Annotated in this window: 15 protein-coding genes; 10 read left to right on the forward strand and 5 right to left on the reverse strand. The window is 70.0% G+C overall.

From position 1 onward, the window contains the following. Window positions 1–84: 84 nt before the first annotated feature. Window positions 85–936, reverse strand: coding sequence for a formate/nitrite transporter family protein (locus RWK90_RS06030; protein WP_314035769.1), 852 nt, complete (start codon window positions 934–936; stop codon window positions 85–87). A 525-nt stretch (window positions 937–1,461) separates the two neighbouring features. Between RWK90_RS06030 and RWK90_RS06035 the strand changes: the two genes are divergently transcribed. From RWK90_RS06035 to RWK90_RS06065, 7 genes are all read left to right on the forward strand, one after another. Beyond that, complete coding sequence (locus tag RWK90_RS06035; RefSeq protein WP_314035771.1) at window positions 1,462–2,427, forward strand: NADP-dependent oxidoreductase; 966 nt, start codon at window positions 1,462–1,464, stop codon at window positions 2,425–2,427. Between the two features lie 406 nt (window positions 2,428–2,833). After that, on the forward strand, window positions 2,834–3,499 hold the full coding sequence (locus RWK90_RS06040; RefSeq protein ID WP_314035773.1) for a SipW-dependent-type signal peptide-containing protein: 666 nt from the start codon (window positions 2,834–2,836) through the stop codon (window positions 3,497–3,499). Between the two features lie 92 nt (window positions 3,500–3,591). Then, window positions 3,592–4,185: a signal peptidase I gene (locus RWK90_RS06045; RefSeq protein WP_314035775.1), complete on the forward strand. Its 594-nt coding sequence runs from the start codon at window positions 3,592–3,594 to the stop codon at window positions 4,183–4,185. After that, the gene (locus RWK90_RS06050) at window positions 4,178–5,893 is read left to right on the forward strand and encodes a hypothetical protein (RefSeq protein WP_314035777.1); all 1,716 of its coding nucleotides are present in this window, start codon (window positions 4,178–4,180) and stop codon (window positions 5,891–5,893) included. The genes RWK90_RS06045 and RWK90_RS06050 overlap by 8 nt, the downstream gene beginning before the upstream one ends. Before the next feature lie 207 nt (window positions 5,894–6,100). Next, the gene (locus RWK90_RS06055; RefSeq protein ID WP_314035779.1) at window positions 6,101–7,327 is read left to right on the forward strand and encodes a leucine-rich repeat protein; all 1,227 of its coding nucleotides are present in this window, start codon (window positions 6,101–6,103) and stop codon (window positions 7,325–7,327) included. 65 nt (window positions 7,328–7,392) lie between these two features. Further along, window positions 7,393–10,143 (forward strand): ATP-dependent DNA ligase, encoded by a 2,751-nt coding sequence (locus RWK90_RS06060; protein ID WP_314035781.1) that lies wholly within the window; start codon window positions 7,393–7,395, stop codon window positions 10,141–10,143. Between the two features lie 349 nt (window positions 10,144–10,492). Next, complete coding sequence (locus tag RWK90_RS06065; RefSeq protein WP_314035783.1) at window positions 10,493–11,230, forward strand: DUF4352 domain-containing protein; 738 nt, start codon at window positions 10,493–10,495, stop codon at window positions 11,228–11,230. 380 nt (window positions 11,231–11,610) lie between these two features. On the opposite strand, the gene RWK90_RS06070 is transcribed toward RWK90_RS06065, so the two are convergent. Further along, a complete protein-coding gene (locus tag RWK90_RS06070; protein WP_314035785.1) occupies window positions 11,611–12,141 on the reverse strand; it encodes a DUF6328 family protein in 531 nt (176 codons plus the stop codon). 111 nt (window positions 12,142–12,252) lie between these two features. Here RWK90_RS06070 and RWK90_RS06075 point away from each other — a divergent pair, with 111 nt between their 5' ends. Continuing rightward, entirely contained in the window at window positions 12,253–12,798 is a 546-nt protein-coding gene (locus RWK90_RS06075; protein WP_314035787.1) for a hypothetical protein, read from the forward strand. Between the two features lie 237 nt (window positions 12,799–13,035). Here RWK90_RS06075 and RWK90_RS06080 read toward each other — a convergent pair whose 3' ends face one another. Genes RWK90_RS06080 through RWK90_RS06090 form a run of 3 tightly spaced genes read right to left on the reverse strand, consistent with a single transcriptional unit; the run spans window position 13,036 to window position 16,875 of the window. Then, window positions 13,036–13,473, reverse strand: coding sequence for a hypothetical protein (locus tag RWK90_RS06080; RefSeq protein ID WP_314035789.1), 438 nt, complete (start codon window positions 13,471–13,473; stop codon window positions 13,036–13,038). Next, window positions 13,466–15,049, reverse strand: a complete 1,584-nt coding sequence (locus RWK90_RS06085; RefSeq protein WP_314035791.1) for a sodium:solute symporter family transporter — start codon at window positions 15,047–15,049, stop codon at window positions 13,466–13,468. The genes RWK90_RS06080 and RWK90_RS06085 overlap by 8 nt, the downstream gene beginning before the upstream one ends. After that, window positions 15,046–16,875 (reverse strand): AMP-binding protein, encoded by a 1,830-nt coding sequence (locus RWK90_RS06090; RefSeq protein WP_314035793.1) that lies wholly within the window; start codon window positions 16,873–16,875, stop codon window positions 15,046–15,048. Before RWK90_RS06090 ends, RWK90_RS06085 begins: the two co-directional genes overlap by 4 nt. A 66-nt stretch (window positions 16,876–16,941) precedes the next feature. Here RWK90_RS06090 and RWK90_RS06095 point away from each other — a divergent pair, with 66 nt between their 5' ends. After that, a complete protein-coding gene (locus RWK90_RS06095; protein WP_314035795.1) occupies window positions 16,942–17,721 on the forward strand; it encodes an enoyl-CoA hydratase-related protein in 780 nt (259 codons plus the stop codon). A gap of 1 nt (window position 17,722) precedes the next feature. After that, the gene (locus tag RWK90_RS06100) at window positions 17,723–19,456 is read left to right on the forward strand and encodes a helix-turn-helix domain-containing protein (RefSeq protein ID WP_314035797.1); all 1,734 of its coding nucleotides are present in this window, start codon (window positions 17,723–17,725) and stop codon (window positions 19,454–19,456) included. Window positions 19,457–19,625: the final 169 nt, after the last annotated feature.

Genomic DNA, 19,625 nt, shown 5'->3' on the forward strand with positions numbered 1-19,625 from the left:
GGCGCGGCCGCGCCTGGGTTGGGCGCGGCCGCGGGGGGCGGGGCGGTCCCGGTTCAGGGCTCAGGACCGGGGACTCGGGCGGGGTCAGGCCGAGACGGCGGCGACCTCGGTGGGCTCGGGCGTCGACTCGACCGGGCGCCGCGCCTTGGTACGGGCGTGGGTGACGTAGAGGGTCAGACCCACAAAGAGCAGGCCACCCACCAGGTTCCCGGCGACCGTGGGGATCTCGTTCCACACCAGATAGTCGCCCAGCGAGAAGTCGCCGCCCAGCATGAGCCCGGTCGGGAACAGGAACATGTTGACCACGGAGTGCTCGAAGCCCATGTAGAAGAACAGCATCACCGGCATCCACATGGTCAGCGCCTTGCCGCTCACGCTGGTGGACATCATCGCCGCCACCACGCCGGTGGAGACCATCCAGTTGCACAGCACGCCGCGGAAGAACAGCGAGAGCATCCCGGCCGCGCCGTACTCCTTGTACCCCAGGGTCCGCGCCTCGCCGATCTCGCCGAGCCGCTGCCCCACCTCGTCGGGTGCCACGTTGAAGCCGTACGTGGTGATGAACGCGATGAGGAACGCCACCGTCAGCGCGCCGGCGAAGTTGCCCACAAAGACCAGGCCCCAGTTGCGGAGCATCCCGCCGACCGTGACGCCCCTGCGCTTGTCGAGCAGGGCCAGCGGCACCAGCGTGAACACGCCGGTCAGCAGGTCGAAGCCGAGCAGGTACAGCAGGATGAAGCCGACCGGGAAGAGCACCGCCCCAAGCAGCGCGCTGCCCGTCTGCACGGTGACCGTGACGGCGAACGCCGCCGCCAACGCCAGGATCGCGCCGGCCATGAAGCCGCGGATCAGCGTGTCTCGGGTGGACATGTGGACCTTCTTGGCCCCGGCGTCGATCATCGCCCGGGTGAAGGCCTCTGGTTGAACGTAGGACACGTCGTCTCCTCCAGCTCTGCGGTAGCCGCGTTGGTGAACTGGACCGAGTCTGACTGTCCTTTGTGTCGTGGCCGTTTCGCTGCCGCAGCGGTCGGTAACCGTCGGCTCACGGGGTAGCGCGCGGGCAGTGAGGGGCCCGGCGACGGGCCGGCGAGGGGCCGGTGACGGGCCCGGCCGGTGGTTCGAGGGTCAGGGTCCGCCATCGCGGGGTCGATTTCGTTCGCGTTGTCCCAGGTGGTTTCGTCCCCAACCGCTCGGATGTGACCACTCGACGAGCAGCACACCCACGTCGGGCCCGCCCTCGTGCGATTGACCTTCCCGCAACTTCGGAGGAGTGGGTGACAGCGGGCGGTGAGCGGCCAGGGTGAACTCGTCGTCGTCGCCGTCGTCGTCGTCGACACCTCCCCAGGCCCGTCGCGCGCGGCGGCACCGACCCGCCGCCGTGGTTACCCTGCGAGACAGAAGTCAATCGTGCCAACAATCCAGCGGCCCGGCCCCCTCGCCGGTCTGCGGGAAAGAGGAAGAATGACCGTCTCCACCGCCCCCGTCCGCGCCGTCGGAGTGACGACCTACGGGGGCCCGGACGCTCTGCAGGTCGTGGAGGTCCCGCGGCAGGAACTGGGCCCGACCGAGGTCCGCGTGCGCGTCACCGCCGCCACCGTCAACCCCACCGACACCTACACGCGCAACGGTTCGCGCTCCAAGACCGGCACTCCGCGCGGCGCCGCCGACGTGCCCGGCATGGACATCGCGGGCGAGCTCGTCGAGATCGGCGAGGACGCCGACACCACCCTGTCCGTGGGCGACCGGGTGATGGGGATCGTCGTCCCGCGCCACGATCACGGCGCGTATCGCGAGGACGTCGTGCTGCCGGCGCGGTCGATCGTCGCCGTCCCGCGCGGGGTCGACGACATCGCCGCGTCCACCCTGCCGATGAACGGGCTCACCGCCCGGCGCGCTCTCGACCTCATGAATCTGCAGCCCGGCCAGGTGCTGGCCGTGACGGGCGCGGCCGGCTCGACCGGCGGGTACGTCATCCAGCTGGCCAAGCACGCCGGGCTGCACGTGGTGGCCGACTCGTCCGAGGCCGACGAGGAGCTCGTGCGCTCCCTCGGCGCCGACGAGATCGTCCGGCGCGGCGACGGCGTCGCCGATCGGATCCTCGAGCTGTACCCCGACGGGGTCGACGGCCTCTTCGACGGCGCCGTGCATGACGCCGCCGTGCTTCCCGCCGTGAAGACCGGCGGTGACGTGGCGACCGTGCGGTGGTATCAGGGCGACGGCAAGCGCGACCTGCGGGTCCACGCCGTGAGCGTGGCCGACATGGCCGAGGAGCAGGAGAAGCTCGACGAGCTGCGGCGGCTGGCCGAGGACGGCGTGGTCACGCTCCGCGTGGCCGACAGCTACGCGCCCGCCGACGCGTGGCGTGCGCACGAGCGGCTCGAGGCCGGCGGGACGCGTGGGCGGTTGGTCATCGACTTCGCGAGGTAGGGCGGGCGGGCGTCCGGGCCGTCCGGGCGTAACCCCCTGAGCAGCGCCGTGGGTGTGCGATACCCGCGGCGCTGCTCTGTGTCGTGGGCGGGTGTTTCGGGAGGCGGTCTCACGGACTCGGAGCGCGGGCCCAGTTGTGCCCGGCAATGTTTACTTGGATCTCCAAGCTTCTAAATCAAGTGTCCAAGTCAGTTGACCAGAACGATCGGTCTGGCCGTCCCGCTCATCGGAATACCCGAGGGGCGCCTCATAATGCCTGGCGGAGACGGTTTGTCCCGAGAATCGGCCAATGTGTGAATTAGTCAACAATGGGCGCCGTTCCGGTTGCTACTCGCGGGTAGGTGAACAATAATAAACGTGTCGCGTCAGCAACCGCTGACGCCAGCCCCTCCCGAAAGGCCTGCCGATGAGCACCTCGACTGAGTCCCCCCAGCCCGCCGCGAAGAACCAGAACCGTCGCAAGAAGGCCCGCGCGATCATGGCCTCCGGCCTCGTTCTGGGCGTGGGCGCCGCCGTGACCCTGGCCGCCTGGTCCGACACGGTGTGGGGTGCCGGTACGTTCGGGACCGAAGGGAATGCCTTCAATATCAAGGGGTCCTTCGATGGTGGCGCCAGCTGGAATGAGCACGTCTCGTCGACCGGCTCAGGCACCGACGCGCCGGGGGCCATGTCCTTCGCCCAGAACGCCAATGCCCTCATTCCGGGCGTCCCCGTCTACCAGCTCGTCGGCCTGCACGAGGTCGAGGGCAACCTAGGCGCCGACATTGTCCTGAAGCGGACCAATGTCGATACCAGTGATCTGAGGGACGTCGTGAAGGTCGCCGTTGCTGACGCCGGCACCGGCAAGACTGCTCCGGCGTGCGGCTCCGGCGCCCCGTTCGGCGCCCCCGTGGCAATCGGCAATCCGGCCGGCCAGACGCTCAGCACCGAGATCGCCGCCGACGGTTACCGCTGGATCTGCTTCTCGGCCACGCTCGACGACAAGGCCACCCCCACCGTCTCAAACAAGAAGTCGCAAGAGATCCTCTGGGAGTTCGCCGCCACCTCCAAGAACGAGCCCGCCGCCCCGTAATCCGCCACGCGTCGGCGGCGGTGATCCCGCCGTCGCCGGCGCCTCACTGAACTCCCCTCTCCTTCCCTCCACGCCCTCGTCAGGAGACCGCCATGAGCGCCCAGACCGTGCCGCCCCCGTCCGAAGAGTCGACCTCGATCGCCGGGGCCCATCGGGCGCCGCGGGGCCGGTCGGTGTGGTCCTACATCGGCGGCGGCATCGGCAACCTGCTCGCCGCCGGCGGCGTGGTGTGCGTCATTCTGGTGATCCTCGCGGTGTCCATGAACATCTCGCTGATCATGTTCAAGACCGGGTCGATGTCGCCGACGATCCCCACCGGTTCGGTTGCGGTGGTCAAAGAGATCTCCGCCGATGAGATCCGGGTGGGAGACGTGATCACGGTCGATCGCGAAGAGGGCCAGCTCCCCGTCACCCACCGGGTGGTGGAAGTGCACCCGCAGTCGCCGGGCGAGGCGCTCGTGCAGATGAAAGGTGACGCCAACCCCAACATCGACCCCGGTATGTACCGGGTCGAGACGGTCCGCAAGGTCCTCTGGTCCGTGCCCGAGCTCGCCAAGGTGATCGTGTGGTTCGGCAACCCCTACGTCCTGGGCGGGATCAGCCTCGTCGCGGCGCTCGGCGTGCTGTGGGCGTTCTGGCCGCGGGGTGAGGAAGACAACTCGAACGGAGGATCGGTCGATGAGTAAGTACTGCGGACAACTTCGCGTCGGTCTTGCTGTCTTCGGAGTTCTCGCGCTGATCGCGACGGTAGCCCTGAGTGCGGCCACCATTCGCCCGACAGAGGCGACGTGGTCGGACCGGGTCATGGGGACTGCCCAGTTTGGTACCAGTGAGGTAGCCGGACAGAACTTCGCGAGATCCGCCGCCTCTTTCGGCTCTCTCAAGCCGTGGCTGTCTAGTGCAAACGGCATCGGGGCGATCCAGAGAGAAGTCACCCCATCGACCGATTGGATTGCACGCGACCCAGCGCCCTCGAATTGGACGAGGGAGTCCGTCGGCAACTTCCTCACTTCAGTTCGTGCAAGCGCCGAAACTCGGACGTGCGCACGTCGAGAGAACCGTCAGCCCAACGGGTGCCAGCTCGAAAACTTCCCTGACGGCCCCGGAACCAGCTATGCCGTGTCCCAAATTCGGGATCTCGAGGCCTCTGCACTTGCCGTTCTCGTCAGGGTGCCGCTCGTCCGCACCTCTTCCTCCCCGATCACTGCAACCGCATCCTGCTCTCCCGGCATTGACGGCCGTACGTCGCTCACGGGCGCCCCCATCACAATCGGCGGATTCCTCTGGGACTCCGGTGATCAAGTGGCGATTCCGAGCGAAGGCCGCCAGGTCTCTTTCACCAGGAACATTGGGGCGTATACCTACAAGGGGGTTCTTCAGCATCATCGAGTGTCTGGCAAGGGCTACGGCTTGGCGCAGCTACGTCTTTTCGTTGAGGCGACAGGAAACGTTCTCGGTTCTGACCCCTGGGCGTTTCACATAATCCTCGCGCACGCCGAATGCGGCGCGTCGACTCCCGTAAGCAAGAGGCCGGACCGACCCAATGAGAGCTGGCCCAGTCCGCTTCTCGAGCAGTCCGGGCGGATGGCTGCATCAAGGACCGCCGCGACCGCGGGCCCGGAAACCAATGTGAATCCGAGTAGCGAGATTCCGTCGGACGACCTGAGCTTCGCGCCTGCGCCCTCGTCCGAGGACACCGGTGCCCACGACAGTTCCGACGCGAACGCCGAGACGACGACGCGCGAAACGGGCAACGCAACCGAGTCCGCCCCGCGTCGGAATGCGTCGCCATCCCCTTCCGCGTCTTCCGAGCCCAACGTCTCCGAGCCGGAGTCCGCGAGTTCGGAACCCGCGACCTCCGCGCCCGCAACTTCAGACGCACCTGAGCCCACCGCTGCATCCGAGGGCCCCCAAGACGCCGAGCAGGTGAGGGTCGGCCGCGAGTTCGCCGTGGTCAACCGCGAGGGCGTCGAACTCGGCACTGCGGGGATTGACGACATCTCGCGCACGCCCGACTGCGGCGTGGAGCTCACCCTGAGCATCCGCACCTCCGACGAAGCCGGCCCCGAGCGGTGGGCGTCCATCGGCCCGGACGACTTCGCCGAGGTCCGCCCCGGCGGGTCTATCCGCAAAGCCGGCCGAGTCAGCTCGGACTGCGAGCAGGCGGCGAACTCTCGAGTCACCGCGCTGTCGCCGGGCCGGGAGTACGAGATCGTCCTCGCCATCGCGCTCGACGACTCCGCGCAGCAGGCCATGCTCCGGCCCGACGGCACCGCCGGGTGGGTGTTCGACCTCCCGCCGCTGATCCGCGTGCCGGTCACATCAGTGCCGGAATCGGCTGGCGTGGACGCCGGTGACGCCCGATCGGTGACAGACCTTCCTGCTAGCGGCTGAGGTCCTCGTCGTCGTCGTCGCCACGCCTCGAACACTCCCCACAGAACGCCGGCCCAAAGTGAGGACGTTGTTATCCTGGGGGGCATCCCACGTACTCCACGGCCTGACCGGCCGTCCGAGTCCGCGCGATACCCGTTCACCATGCGTTGCGCGTCGCCTCTCCCCACCCGGGTCCGCGCAGGGCACTCCGCCTGCCAGGAAGCCCCCATGCCCTTCGCCCTATCCCCCGCCGCCTCGGCGACCCGCCGCCTCGCCCCGATGCTCGTGGCGCTGTTGGCCGCGTTCATGCTGGCCGCCCTCCAGGCTGCACCCGCACGCGCGGTCACCACGGTGACAATTCTCGACGGTGTCACTTACGTGGTGGACCCCCACAACCGCGACGCCGGGGCCACCGCCACCGGGTACGACCGGAACCACGGCACTAACCTCACCCTCCCCGACACCGTCGCAATCGACGGCATCGAGTACGCCGTGACCAGGATCGGGACGAACGCCTTCGCGGGGGCGGGCCTGACCTCCATCGAGCTCCCCCGCACGCTGACCACCATCTCCAGCGCGGCGTTCCTCGAGAACAGCCTGAGCGAAGTGCACTTCCCTGACAGCCTCACCACCATCGAGGGCTTCGCGTTCGCCCGGAACACGCTGACCGCAGTCGACCTGCCCGACACCGTGACCACCATCGGCGACCTCGCCTTCACCCAGAACGCCATCGAAAGCCTGACGCTGCCCGGTGCTCTGGCCTCCCTGGGCAAGCACGCCTTCTCCAGCAACCTCCTGACCTCGGTCGACCTGCCCGACACCCTCACCACCGTCGACTACAAGGCGTTCTTCGACAACCGGCTCGAGAGCGTTGACCTACCCGCTGCCCTCACCGACCTGGGCGAGGAAGCCTTCGGCGTCAACGCGCTCACCTCGGTGGAACTCCCGGCCACGCTCCGGCGGATGGGCAGCGGAGTCTTCCGCAACAACAACCACCTCACCCGTGTGCAGTTCGCAGGCCCCGCCCCCGAGACCATCTCCGGCAGCGAGGCCACCCTGCCGTCCCTGGGCACCGCCTCCGGGCTGACGATCGCCGTCCCGAACCGCCTCGTCGGGGACGGAGAGGGTTCCTATACCGCGCCAACGTGGAAGGGCTACGCCCTCACGACCTACTCCACCGTCGAATTCCGCACCGGAACCGACGCGGACATCCCGCCCGCGACGCCTTGGCACGGCGAGACGGTCACGTTGCCCACCCCGCCCGAGCGCCCCGGCCACACCTTCACCGGTTGGTACACCACGCCCGACGCGACCGAGCAGTTCGACCCGGCGACCCCCGTCACCGGCGACCTCACCCTCTACGCCGGCTGGGCAGGGGTCAGTGTTCCCGCCACCCCGCTCACACCCGGGTCAGGATCGTTGGGCGGAGGCAGCATGAACACACAGCGTGGCTGACAACTAGGTGATCTCGCTCTGCCGAGCCGGTCGCCGATGTCGCACGCGAGTGCCAGAGTGGTCCCATGGCGACTAAGGGGCAGAAGGAGTCGGTGAAGGTCGACGGGCGCACCGTGCGCTTCACCCATCCCGACAAGGTGCTGTACGAGGCCACCGGCACCACCAAGGCCGACGTGCTGGAGTACTACACGGCCGTCGCGCCGCTGCTCATGACCTACGCCGGCAACCGGCCCGTCACCCGCAAGCGCTGGCCCGACGGCACCGAGGCCGACTCGTTCTTCGAGAAGAACCTGCCCTCCCACGCGCCCGACTGGGTGCCGCGCGTGTCGATCGAGCACTCCTCGCGCACGGTCACCTACCCCGTCCTCGACTCCCCCGCGACTCTGGCCTGGTTCGCCCAGCAGGCCGCCCTCGAGCTGCACGTCCCGCAGTGGACCCTGTCCGACGGCGAGCCGGGGAGGACGCGGCGGATCGTGATCGACCTCGATCCGGGTGAGGGCGTGGAATTGGATACGACGGCGAAGGTGGCCCTGCGCGTCCGGGACCTGCTGTCCGAGGCGGGACTCGAATCGTTCCCGGTCACCAGTGGCTCGAAAGGCATCCATCTCTACGCCCGGCTGGACAAGGCCGTCACCGCCGCCAGCGCCTCAAAGGTGGCCAAGGAGATCGCGCAGTCCCTGGCCAAGCAGACCCCGGACCTGGTCACCGCCACCATGAAGCGCTCGATTCGCGATGGCAAGGTGTTCGTCGACTGGAGCCAGAACAGCGGCGCCAAGACCACCGTCTCGCCCTACTCACTGCGCGGGCGGGCCGAACCGTGGGTCGCCGCGCCCCGCTCGTGGGAGGAACTCGGCGACGGCGGGCTGACGCACCTGCACTGGGACGACGTCCTCAAGCGCCTGGACTCCGATGGCGACCTCCTCGACGGCCTCGAAGCGTCGGGCTCGGGGACGCGCTCGGGATCGGGGTCGGGGTCGGGGTCCACGAAGTCCGGCAACACGAAGAGCAGCGGCGCCGCGAAGTCGTCCTCGTCCAAGGCCGCATCGAAGTCGACCAGCTCCACGTCCACCTCGTCCTCGTCGTCGAAGAAGTCCTCCTCGTCGTCCAGCTCCGCGAAGAGCGCCTCCCCGGACAGTTCGGATTCACGTGGAACCACGAAGTCCGGCGGGGGGAAGAAGTCCTCGTCGTCGTCCGATGACGACGACCCCCACCGCGTCGCCGCCGAGGAGGGGTGCGACACCGAACCCACCTCGCCTGACGCGGTCGTGACCAGCCTCGACGAGTACCGACGCAAGCGCGACCGCCGTCGCACGCCCGAACCGTTCGAGGGCGAGGTCGAGACCGACCGCGAGGACGCCGAGGGGCCGATCTTCGTCATCCAGGAGCACCACGCTCGGCGCCTGCACTACGACCTGCGGCTCGAACACCACGGGGTACTCGCCTCCTGGGCCGTGCCGAAGAACCTGCCGACCGAGCCCAAGGACCGGCGTCTGGCCGTCAACACCGAGGACCACCCGCTCGGCTACGAGACGTTCGAGGGCACCATCCCCAAGGGCGAGTACGGCGCCGGCCACATGACCATCTGGGACCGCGGCTGGTACGAGTGCGAGAAATGGCGCGAGGACGAGATCATCGTGTGGCTGCACGGCGAGAAGCTCGACGGCCGCTACGTCCTCGTGCGCACGAGCGCCGAGAAGAACCAGTGGATCGCGCAGTACATGAAGGACCAGTCGCCGGACTCGTTCTACGGCGGCCACGACAACCCCAAGTCCTCGTACCCGGACGACGACAAACGTGCCCGCGGATCCGGCTCTGACAGCTCCGGCGGCAAGACGCGCTCACGGGCCACCGACCGGTCCGACACCGCCCACCGCCCCGACGCTCCCCCGCTGCCCATGATCCCCACCGCCGCCGAGGTCACCGACCTACCCGACGACGCGTGGGCCTTCGAGGGCAAGTGGGACGGCTACCGCGTCACCCTGGCGACCGACGGCACGCAGACGCGCCTGGTCAGCCGGAACGGCAACTCGATGGACTGGCTCGCCGACGGCTTCCCCGGGCTGGCCGAAGCGCTCGAGCGGCGGGCCGTCCTCGACGCCGAGCTGGTGATCCTCGACTCCGAGGGCGTCCCCGACTTCGCGTCGCTGGCCAAACAGGCCGCCGCCGAGGGCAAGGACTCGTCGCTGCCGCCGGTGGAGCTGTTCGTCTTTGACGTCCTCGAGGTCGACGGCGTGGACCTGCAGAAACAACCGTGGGAACGGCGACGCGAGGTGCTCGACCTGATCGCGCCCGCGCTGCGCGAGGTCGAGCGCGTGCACGTACCCGAGGTCCTCGACGGGCCCGGCGACCGCGCCCTGGCCGAGGCCGAGGAGTACGGCTGGGAGGGCATCGTCGCCAAGCGGCGGGACTCGAAGTACGAATCCGGCCGCCGGTCCAAGGCGTGGCTCAAGCAGAAGCTGCTCACCACGACCGAGGCCGTCGTGGGCGGCTGGCGCACCGGCAAGGGCGGACGCTCCGGCTCACTCGGTTCCTTGCTGCTGGGCCTTCCCGCCGAGACCGGCCTGGCCTACATCGGCCGCGTCGGCACCGGCTTCACCGACAAACAGGCCCGCGCACTGCTCGACGAACTCAAGGGCCTCGAACGCAAGACCAGTCCGTTCGTCGAGCAGCTGCCCGCCGACGCCCGCCGCGACGCCGTCTGGGTGACACCCAAGCTCGTCGTGGAGGTCCGCCACCAGGGCTTCACCGACGACGGCAATATGCGCCAACCCTCCTGGCGCGACATCCGCCGCGACAAGCTGCCCGGGGACTTATAGACAATCGTTCGGACCTGGACCGGCAAGAGACGCCACAGGCCTTCTAGCCAGCATTTGAGTTGAAGTTAGACACTGAGCATCTGCTTATGTAATTCTTACTCACATGCCAGAATCAGATTTTCCGAGGCAGGGAACGTCGGACGGCAAACCGTCCCGCCCGGGCCCCTGGTCGCCGTCCGCGTCGTCCCCTCAGCCGCAGCACGAGTACGCCGGCGTTTCCGGCCCGCACTCCGGGGGCCAAGCAGGCGCGCAGCCGTGGTCCAGTGGTCCCAATGCCCCCTTCAGCGGCCCGCCATACGGTTCCCTGCCCTCGCTCGAGGAGGAGCCAAAGAGGCGAAACACGGTCGGCATGGTGGCGCTCATCGTCGCCGTCCTGGGCACGATCATGTCGGTGGTGCCCGGTGCGGCGATCGTCGGCTGGATCCTGCTCCCCTTCGGCTTCATCCTCGGTTTGGTCGGGCTGTTCATGAGCGGCAAGCCCAAGGGAACCTCAATCTCTGCCGTCATCGTCTCCATCGTCGGCACGATTGTCGCCATGGCCTTCTTCGTCACCGTCGTGGGGGATGCCTTCGACGAGGCGTTCGACGACGAGGTGACGGTGTCTCAGCCGGGGTCAGGGAGCTCGGGCGCTGGAGCGGTCGCAGACTCTAGCGATGCCGACTCCGACGACAGCACCGGCAGCCGGACCAACCCGTCAGCGATCGGCGATGTCCTCAGCTCGGACGAGTGGGAAGTCGTCGTCAACAGCTTCACCCGCAACGCAACCGACCAGGTCATGGCGGCCAACATGTTCAATGATCCTCCGCCGCCCGGAAGCCAGTACGCCCTGGTCAATCTCACGGCTACGTACATCGGGGATGAATCTGGTCACGCCGACTTCCTCAGCGCAGCCTTCGTCACCGACGCCGGCAACGTGATTCGGGACTACGACCATTCCGCCGTGACGCCCGATCCCCTGGAAGGGGAGCTCTACACCGGTGCGTCTGCGACCGGCAACATTGATCTCGCGATTCCCGAGGGTGAGTCGGGCTTGCTCCGCCTGGAACTCGGAACCTTCGGCGGCGAAGTGTTCGTCGCAGTCGAGTAGGTCAGCCTGAGAACGTTCGCCGTCGGCCCGTCAACGGGCCGGCGGCGATGTTCATTTCGCGCGACCCCGCCCAGACGACCCGCCTCTTTACTGCAGCTGCTTCCTGACACACCCGCCGGCTGATTCTTGGTGTCACCACTGCGAAAAACGGCTCGACCGTCGCAATGGTGACATCAAAACCCCGGGGCCCGGCAGCGCCGGTTCAGCCGACCGGGCCTCGGCAGCGCGGACGAGTGGGCTGGCCTCGTCGTCGTCGTTGTCGTGGCCTACTCTCGGCCCAGCGCGGCGCACCCCCTCTGACCTGCGGTGCCCTGAACGGGTGCGCCAGGGCACCGCAGGTCAGGCGGCTGCGTCACGCGCGTCCGGCGCCGCGGCCCTCCCTAGGCGACGTACGGATTCGTCACGGCCCGGCGACGCACCCGGGCCGGCACCACGAACAACATCACCACCACGAACGCGGCCATCACCGCCGCGGCGACGGCTCCCCACCCCGGACCGGACACCAACGTGAAGATGAGCCCCACCAGGCCGACCATCGCGACCGACAGGATCGCCAACCCCACCCGGGCCAACGTCGCCGACAGCCGCAGCACCCGGTCCTTGCGATGGGAGCGGAAGACCGCCCGGTGGATCATCACCGGCGCGAGCAGGATCACCGTCGAGGCCAACGTCAGCGCGAGGATCACCAGGTAGAGCGCGCGGGCGCTGGCCCCGAGCTCGGCGAACCGCTGCTGGAACGGCACCACCAGCAGGAAGCCGGTGAGCACCTGGCCCCCGGTCTGCACGATGCGCAGCTCCTGCAGCAGCTCGATCCAGTTGCGGTCAATGCGCTGGGCCTCGGTCTCGTGGCGTTCGCTGGCCTCGTCGCGCTCGTGGGGCCGGTCGCGCTCGCGGGGCCGGTCGACGTCCATGACGCTCCTCTCGCCGCCGGGGCCTTCATCGTTCCCCCGCACGCCGCGCGGCGGCTCGGCTTCGGCGGAATACGGGCGACCCGGTCGCGACCCACAGGGCAGGATGGGGTCATGGTCAAGCCTTCCAACACCGCCGGGATCGCCGCCGCCACCGGCCGCACGTGGGACGACTGGGTCGAGGTGCTCGAGGGCGCGGGCGCGCGCGAGATGCCGCACTCGGCGATCGCCGTGCTGGCCCTGAAGCACATGCCCGAGTCGCTCGAGCGCGCCGAGTGGTGGGCCCAGGCCGCGGCCGTCGCCTACGAACAGCACGCCGGTCTGCGCGTCCCCGGCCAGACCTGCACCGGCGACTTCCAGCTCTCCACTTCCAAAACCGTGACCGGCGACAAGGACTCGGCACTGGAGGCGTGGGTGGCGCTCGCCGGGGAGCGCGAGGAGTTCGGCGGGGTCGAGGTGGAGGCCCCCGGCGCCGCGTCGAGCACCGAGAAGTGGCGCTACTGGCGGGTCCCGCTGGCCGACGGCACCCGCGTCGCCCTGAACTTCAGCGACAAGGCCGGCGGTAAGTGCTCGGTGGGCCTGGTCCACTCCAAGCTCGACTCCACCGAGGCCATCGAGTTCTGGCGGCCCGTGTGGAAGGACCTGCTCGGACAGCTCTGAGGGTCCACGGGCGGGCGCGGTGCTGCCGCGGGCCTCGTCGTCGTCGTCATCGTCGTCGCCGAGCCCCTGACCTGCGGTGCCCTGAACGCGGCGAGCAGGACAGCCCAGGTCAGCGCCGCCGGCTCGGCCCCGGCGGGGCCGGCCCCCCGACACGCGTCAGCCGCGCGCCCCGGGTGACCCCGCCCCGCGGCGATGCGGTGCGGTGTCACGCGGAACGCGCGGCTGCTGGGGGACAGCTCAGTCGGCGACGGCGGCCAGACGCTTCTCGTCGATCGTGCGGTCAAAGACGAACGCGTAGAGCAGCCCGGCGCCGATCGCCGTGTACGGCCAGACGAAGTAGACGATCACGCCCATCGACATCGGCAGGCCCCAGAGCGTGGCGTCGCCGCTCGCGGTGAGGATCGACCACACCACCAGCACAGCCAGAACCGCGCAGTAACCGCCGATCGCCAGTGACGACGCGCGGTCCCACGTGCCGTTCGCGCGCAGCGAGCCCATGAGCATCATGGTCACGGCGAACAGCGGGACCGCGAGGAATACCATCTGCCAGATGTCGGCGAGCATCCCGATCAGGGCGAACGCGGCGATCCCGGCGAACACGTGGATGAGGGTGCCGGCGCGCTTGTACTCGGGGACGGGGGCACCGGCGCGGTCGAGGGCGGCGAGATCAGACATGGTCGGGCCTTTCGGTGGTGGCGGTCGGCGCGGTGGCGGAGCCCGGGGCGGGCGTGCCGGCGGGCGCGGTGGCGGCGGCGGTGCCGGCGAGTGCGCCGTCGGAGTGGGCGCCCGGGCCGCCGTAGAGGAATCCCAGGGTGGCGTCGGGGTGACGGTTGGAGGTGACGAGCGAGATCCCGTAGAAGAGCAGGATCGACACGAGCAGCGAGATGCCGCCGACCTGCATGTACTCGGGCACGGTGATGACTTCGCGGGCGGCCAGCGAGCTGATGACCAGGTTGCCGACGATCGCGAAGATGACCGTGATGGTCGCGGCCGTCGAGGTGGCGCGCTCCCAGTAGATCGACATGACCACCGGGCCGAGGATCGCCGCGGCGAACGCCGCCCAGCCCAGCGCGCCGAGCAGGAACACGACCTGCGACAGGAACAGGGTGAGCAGGACCGAGAGCACCACGAGGGTCAGCGAGGCGACCCGGCTCCACAGCACCTCACGCACCACGCGGATGCCGAACGCTCCGGGCAGGTCGCGCATCATCGACGAGGCGCCGATGGTGATGAAGCTCGAGGCCGAGGACATGATCGCCGCGAGCAGACCGGTCAGGGCGATGCCGCCGACGATCGGGTGGGTGACGGAGTCGAGGAACCAGATGGCGGTGTCGTCGATGTTCTCCAGCTCGGGGGCGTCGCCGGTGATCGTCATAGAGCGGGTGGCCAGGCCGATGCCCACCGAGAACAGGGTGGTCACGGCGTAGGCGATGCCGGCGACGGCCGCACCCCACTTGAGCTGGGTCATGTCGCGCAGCATGAGGAACTTGGTGAGCAGCTGCGGCTGACCGACGGCGCCGACAAAGATGAGGAGGCCGAAGGCGAAGATGTACGTCGGCGACTTCACGCCGTCGATCGACAGCAACTCGGCGCTGGTCGAGGAGATCGTGTCGAGCATCGGCACCCAGCCACCGGCCACCTGGACGGCGAAGAAGAACAACCCCACGGACATGACCACCATGAGCACGCCCTGGACGAGGTCCGTCCACACGGCGGCGAGCATCCCGCCGGCCATCGTGTACGCGGCCACGACGAGCGAACCGATCCACGCACTGGTGGCCACGGAGGTGCCCAGCAGCAGCGAGATGATCACGCCGATCGAGGTGACCTGCGCGGTCATGTAGGCGACGGCCGCCACGAACACCGCGACCGACATCGTGGCGTGCGAGGTGCGGTCCTGGAAACGGATCCGGATGAGGTCGGGCACCGAGTAGACGCTGTGCTTCTTACCGATCCAGTTGAGCCGGCTGCCCAGGAGGAACCAGGCGGCGGCAAACCCGAACGGGGCGAAGAGGCCGACGGCGATGAGCGCCTGGAGGCCCCAGGAGTACGTCTGCCCGGTGCCGCCGACCATGCCCCAGCCGGACTGGATGGACGAGAAGCTGGCGATGGCCATGACGAAGAAGCCGAGGGACTGCCCGGCCACGAGGAACTCCTTGGCCGATTTCATCTTGGTGTTGGCCCACGCGCCGATGGCGAACATCAGCACGAAGTAGGCGAGCACCACGCCTATGACGACGGGATTGTTCACGACTTGTCCTTTGTGTGGTCGGCGGAGAACGAGGCGCGCAGCTGCGCCCGGCGGATCTTGCCGGTGTTGGTGGTGGGCAGTTCGTCCAGGAAGACGACCTCCCGCGGGTACTGGTAGAAGGCGAGGCGTTCCTTGACGAACGCCTGGATCTCGCGGGCGAGCGCCTCGCCCGCGTCGGCGTCGGCGGACGGGACGACGTACGCGACGATCGCCTCCCCGCGCAGCTCGTCCGGCACGCCGATCACGGCGACCATCTCGACGGCCGGATAGCGCAGGATCTGGTCCTCGATCTCGCCGGGGCCCACGCGGTAGCCGGCCGACGAGATGAGGTCGTCGTTGCGGCCGGAGAACCAGAAGTTCCCGTCGTCGTCGACCGTCGCGAGGTCACCGGTGTGCAGCACGCCGCCGGCGGTCTTCTCGTCCGTCTTCTCGGGCGCGTTCCAGTAGCGCAGGAACGCGTTGGGGCTGGGCAAGCGGACGCAGATCTCGCCGACCTCCCCCGCGCCGACGGGCTGGCCGAGCTCGTCGAGCAGCTCGAGGTCGAAGCCGGGCGTCGGGCGGCCCATGGAGCCGGGCGGGGTGGCGAACTCGGCGTGGCAGGTGCCCACGATGAGGTTGCATTCGGTCTGGCCGTAGATCTCGTTGACCTGCACGCCCAGCGCGCCGCGGGCCCATTCGGCGACGGCCTCGCCGAGCGCCTCGCCGCCGGAGAACGCCGCGCGCAGGCCGGTGTGCGAGTAGTCGACGTCGGAGGCGCGCATCATCTTGAGGATCGTGGGCGGCAGGAACGAGCAGGTCACGCCGTGTCGCCGGAGGATGTGCTCGACGTTCTCCGGGCTCGGCCGCCGGGTGGACGCCACCACGGGCACGCCGCTGTAGAGGCTCGGCAGCAGCACGTCGAGGAGCCCGCCGGCCCACGCCCAGTCGGCGGGGGTCCAGAACACGTCGGTGGTCTCCCCCGCCGCGGGGAACCCGTCGAGCGCGCGCACCACGCCGGGCATGTGCCCCAGCACCACGCGGTGCCCGTGCAGCGCGCCCTTGGGCTGGCCGGTGGTACCGGAGGTGTAGATGAGGAGCGCGGGGTCGTCGGGTCCGGTGTCGGGGGTGACGACGGCGAGGTCGGCCTCCTCCGCCACCGCGAGCGGCAGCACGGTGAGCGCGCCGGGCCCGTCCGCGCCGGTCCCGCCAGCCGCGATTGTCCCGCCACCTACGGCCCCGGCTGCTCCGGCAGCGAAGCCGGCGCCGTCGGCTGTCGCCGCCGCGGCCTCATCCACTGCCGGGGCTGTGCCCGCCGCGAGCATCGCCCCGGCGACCGGCGAGGTCGCCTCCGGCACGGCCGCGCAGGTCACGAGCACGGTGCGCAGCTCGGGCAGCCCGGCGAGCTCGCCGGCGAGGCGCTCGTAGCAGTCCGCGTCGAACACCGCCGCGACCGCTCCGGAGTCGCCCATGCGGAACAGCGCGGCCTCGGGCCCGAACTTCACCGACAGCGGCACCGCGATCGCGCCCATGAGGTACGCGGCGACGTGCGCGACGGCGGTCTCGGCGGACTGGGCGCACATCACGGCGACCCGGTCGCCCTCGCCGACGCCACGCTCGCGCAGGAACGTGATGAGCCGGCGGGCCCGCTCGCCGAGCTGCCCGAACGTCGTGACCTCGGGCGGGGCGTCGCCGCGGTCCACCACGATCGCGGGTGCCTCAGGCGGATGCGCGTCGGTGCACGCGGCGCCGATGTTGAATCGGTCCGGGATCTCCCACCGGAAGCCCTCGGGCCGTAGCGGCGGGCGCCAGAGCCGTATATCTGTGATCTGTCTCACCTGGGGGTGCATGCCCCGACCGTACGAGTGGCGTGGTTCACATACAATGGAGATTCCCCCTAGCTTCGGAGCCCCACCATGTATGAATTCCTATCCCTCGACGTCGCCGACGGCATCGCCCTCGTCACCCTGAACCGGCCGCCGGTCAACGCCCTTTCCCGGGCGATGCAGGAGGAGCTGCGCGCGGTGTCGGCCGAGGTCTCGGGCCGCGACGACGTCGACGCCGTGGTGTTCACCGGCAGCGAGCGCGTGTTCGCCGCCGGCGCGGACATCAAGGAGATGCGCGACATGACCCACGCGCAGATGGTCACCGAGGCCCGCTCACTGCAGTCCGCCTTCTCGGCCGTCGCCGCGATCCCCCAGCCCACCGTCGCCGCCCTCACCGGCGCGGCCCTGGGCGGCGGCATGGAACTCGCCCTGTGCTGCGACCGCCGGATCGCCGCCGCCAAGGCCAAGCTCGGCCAGCCCGAGATCCTGCTCGGCATCATCCCCGGCGCCGGCGGCACCCAGCGCCTGACCCGCCTCGTCGGCCCCGCCGTGGCCAAGGACCTCTGCCTCACCGGCCGCACGATCACCGCCGCCGAGGCCCTCGAACTGCGGGCCGTCGAGGAGGTCGTCGAGGACGGCCGCGCCACCGAACGCGCCCTCGAGTGGGCCCGCCAGTTCGTCGGCGGACCCCGCATCGCCCTGCGCGCCGTCAAGGAGGCCGTCGACCGCGGCATCGAGGTGGACCTCGAGACGGGCCTGGCCATCGAGCGCGCCCTCTTCGCCGCCCTGTTCGCCACCGAGGACCGCGAGCTCGGCATGCAGTCGTTCATCGACAACGGCCCCGGCAAGGCGCAGTTCACCGGCCGCTGACATGGCGGTGGACCTGGCCCTCGGCCTGCGCGACGTCCTCGACGCGGCCGCCGAACTGGCGATCGCCGAGGACGAGGACGCGGTCCTGCACATCGCGATCCGGCGGGCCCGCCAGATCGTGGGCACGGACCTCGCGTACGTGATGCTGCTCGACCCCTCCCGCGGCGACACGTACATGCGCATGGCCGAGGGCGCCACCAGCCCCCGATTCGACACCATCCGCCTCGGCATGGGCCTCGGCCTCGGCGGGCAGGTCGCCGAGGCCATGGCACCCCGCTGGACCCGCAACTACCTCTCCGACGAGCAGTACACCCACGTCATCGACCCGATCATCATCGAGGAGGGCCTCACCGCGATCCTCGGCGTCCCCGTCCGCACCTTCGGCCGGCTCACCGGGATGCTGTTCACCTCCGACCGCACCGAACGCGACTTCACCCAGGACGAGATCACCCTCCTCGCCCTGCTCGCCGACCAGGTCTCGGCCGCCCTCACCGCCGCCGAACGCGCCACCCGCCGCCGACGCGAACTCGACGACACCCGCGACGCCCTCGACGCCGCCCACGCCGAGACCGCCCGCCTCGCCGGCATCGTCGACCTCCACGAGCGCCTCACCCGCCTCGTCGTGGACGGGGCCACCGTCCCCGAGCTCGTCGACCTCGTGGTGGACATCGGCGGAGGCTCCGCCGCCGTCTTCGACCTCGCCCACCGCGAGATCGGCTGGGCATGCCCGCCCGAGGGACCGCCACTCGACCTGCTCCGGCGAGCCCTCGACGACGTCGCCGCGAACACCGAGTGGACCGACGGCCCCGTCACCCGGTCGGTGGACGAGCACCTCGTCGTCGTCGCCCCCGTCGTCACCGGCCCCGACCACCTCGGCTACGTCACCTTCGCCAGCCGCGGCCCCGTCCCCACCATCGCGCGGGCGCTCGGGCGCGTGGCGTCCGTGATCGCGCTGATCCTGCTGGGGCACCGCGCGCGCGACGAGGCCGACAACCGCGTGCGCGGCGAGCTCCTGGCCGAGGTCCTGGCGCCCGGCGAGCACGACCTCGAGGCCATCGGCCGGCGCGCCGCCCTGCTCGGCGTGAACGTGGACACCGACCTCGTCGCGCTGGTCATCGCGCCCGCCGAGGACCGCATGCCGCGCGCCCTGCAGGCCGAATGCCGCGCCCTCGCCCGCGCCGACGACGGGCTCGTCACCACCTACGGCGACCGCGCCGTCATGCTCCTGCCCGGGGCCGACGCCGGCGCCACCGCCCGCGACGTGGCCGCCCGACTCTCCGCGCACCAGGCGACCGTCGGCGGCTCCGGGCCCCTCACCGGCGTGGCCGGACTCGCCGAGGTGGGCGACCACGTCGAGCGCGCCCGCCGCGCCGCCCGGCTGCTCCTCGCACTCGACCGCGCCGGCTCCGGCGCCGCCGCCGAGGAACTCGGGTTATACGGGCTGCTGTTCAGCGAGGCCGACCGCGAGTTCGTGGGGCAGTTCATCGAGCGCACCCTCGGGCCGGTCCGCGCCGCCGACCGCGCCCGCGGCACCTCCCTGCTCGACACCCTGCAGGCCTGGTTCGCCGCCGACGGCAGCCCCTCCGCCACCGCCGACCGGCTGTTCGTGCACGTCAACACGGTCTACCAGCGGCTCGACCGGCTCGACTCCGTGCTCGGGCCGGGCTGGCGGCGCGGCGACCGGGCGCTGGAGCTGCGGCTCGCGCTGCGGATGGCCGAGCTGCGGGGGGTGTGAGCGGGCGCTTGGCGGCGGCGCTCGCCTGCCGCCTGCGGGCTCCGCCCGGGCGACACCCGGCGCGGGCGCGCGTTGGAGCTTGGGCGCTTGGGTGCTGACCTGCGGTGCCCTGAACACGCCTCCCAGGGCACCCGGCCGTGTGGCAGCACTGACGGCGATTCTGGCAGCA

The sequence above is a fragment of the Dietzia sp. CH92 genome (assembly GCF_032248695.1).
GTDB lineage: Bacteria > Actinomycetota > Actinomycetes > Mycobacteriales > Mycobacteriaceae > Dietzia.

Coding starts and splice junctions, on each gene's coding strand:
- RWK90_RS06035 (WP_314035771.1), top strand. CDS start 1,462: ATGACCGTCTCCACCGCCCCCGTCCGCGCCGTCGGAGTGACGACCTAC.
- RWK90_RS06040 (WP_314035773.1), top strand. CDS start 2,834: ATGAGCACCTCGACTGAGTCCCCCCAGCCCGCCGCGAAGAACCAGAAC.
- RWK90_RS06045 (WP_314035775.1), top strand. CDS start 3,592: ATGAGCGCCCAGACCGTGCCGCCCCCGTCCGAAGAGTCGACCTCGATC.
- RWK90_RS06050 (WP_314035777.1), top strand. CDS start 4,178: ATGAGTAAGTACTGCGGACAACTTCGCGTCGGTCTTGCTGTCTTCGGA.
- RWK90_RS06055 (WP_314035779.1), top strand. CDS start 6,101: ATGCCCTTCGCCCTATCCCCCGCCGCCTCGGCGACCCGCCGCCTCGCC.
- RWK90_RS06060 (WP_314035781.1), top strand. CDS start 7,393: ATGGCGACTAAGGGGCAGAAGGAGTCGGTGAAGGTCGACGGGCGCACC.
- RWK90_RS06065 (WP_314035783.1), top strand. CDS start 10,493: ATGGTGGCGCTCATCGTCGCCGTCCTGGGCACGATCATGTCGGTGGTG.
- RWK90_RS06070 (WP_314035785.1), bottom strand. CDS start 12,141: ATGGACGTCGACCGGCCCCGCGAGCGCGACCGGCCCCACGAGCGCGAC.
- RWK90_RS06075 (WP_314035787.1), top strand. CDS start 12,253: ATGGTCAAGCCTTCCAACACCGCCGGGATCGCCGCCGCCACCGGCCGC.
- RWK90_RS06080 (WP_314035789.1), bottom strand. CDS start 13,473: ATGTCTGATCTCGCCGCCCTCGACCGCGCCGGTGCCCCCGTCCCCGAG.
- RWK90_RS06090 (WP_314035793.1), bottom strand. CDS start 16,875: ATGCACCCCCAGGTGAGACAGATCACAGATATACGGCTCTGGCGCCCG.
- RWK90_RS06095 (WP_314035795.1), top strand. CDS start 16,942: ATGTATGAATTCCTATCCCTCGACGTCGCCGACGGCATCGCCCTCGTC.
- RWK90_RS06100 (WP_314035797.1), top strand. CDS start 17,723: ATGGCGGTGGACCTGGCCCTCGGCCTGCGCGACGTCCTCGACGCGGCC.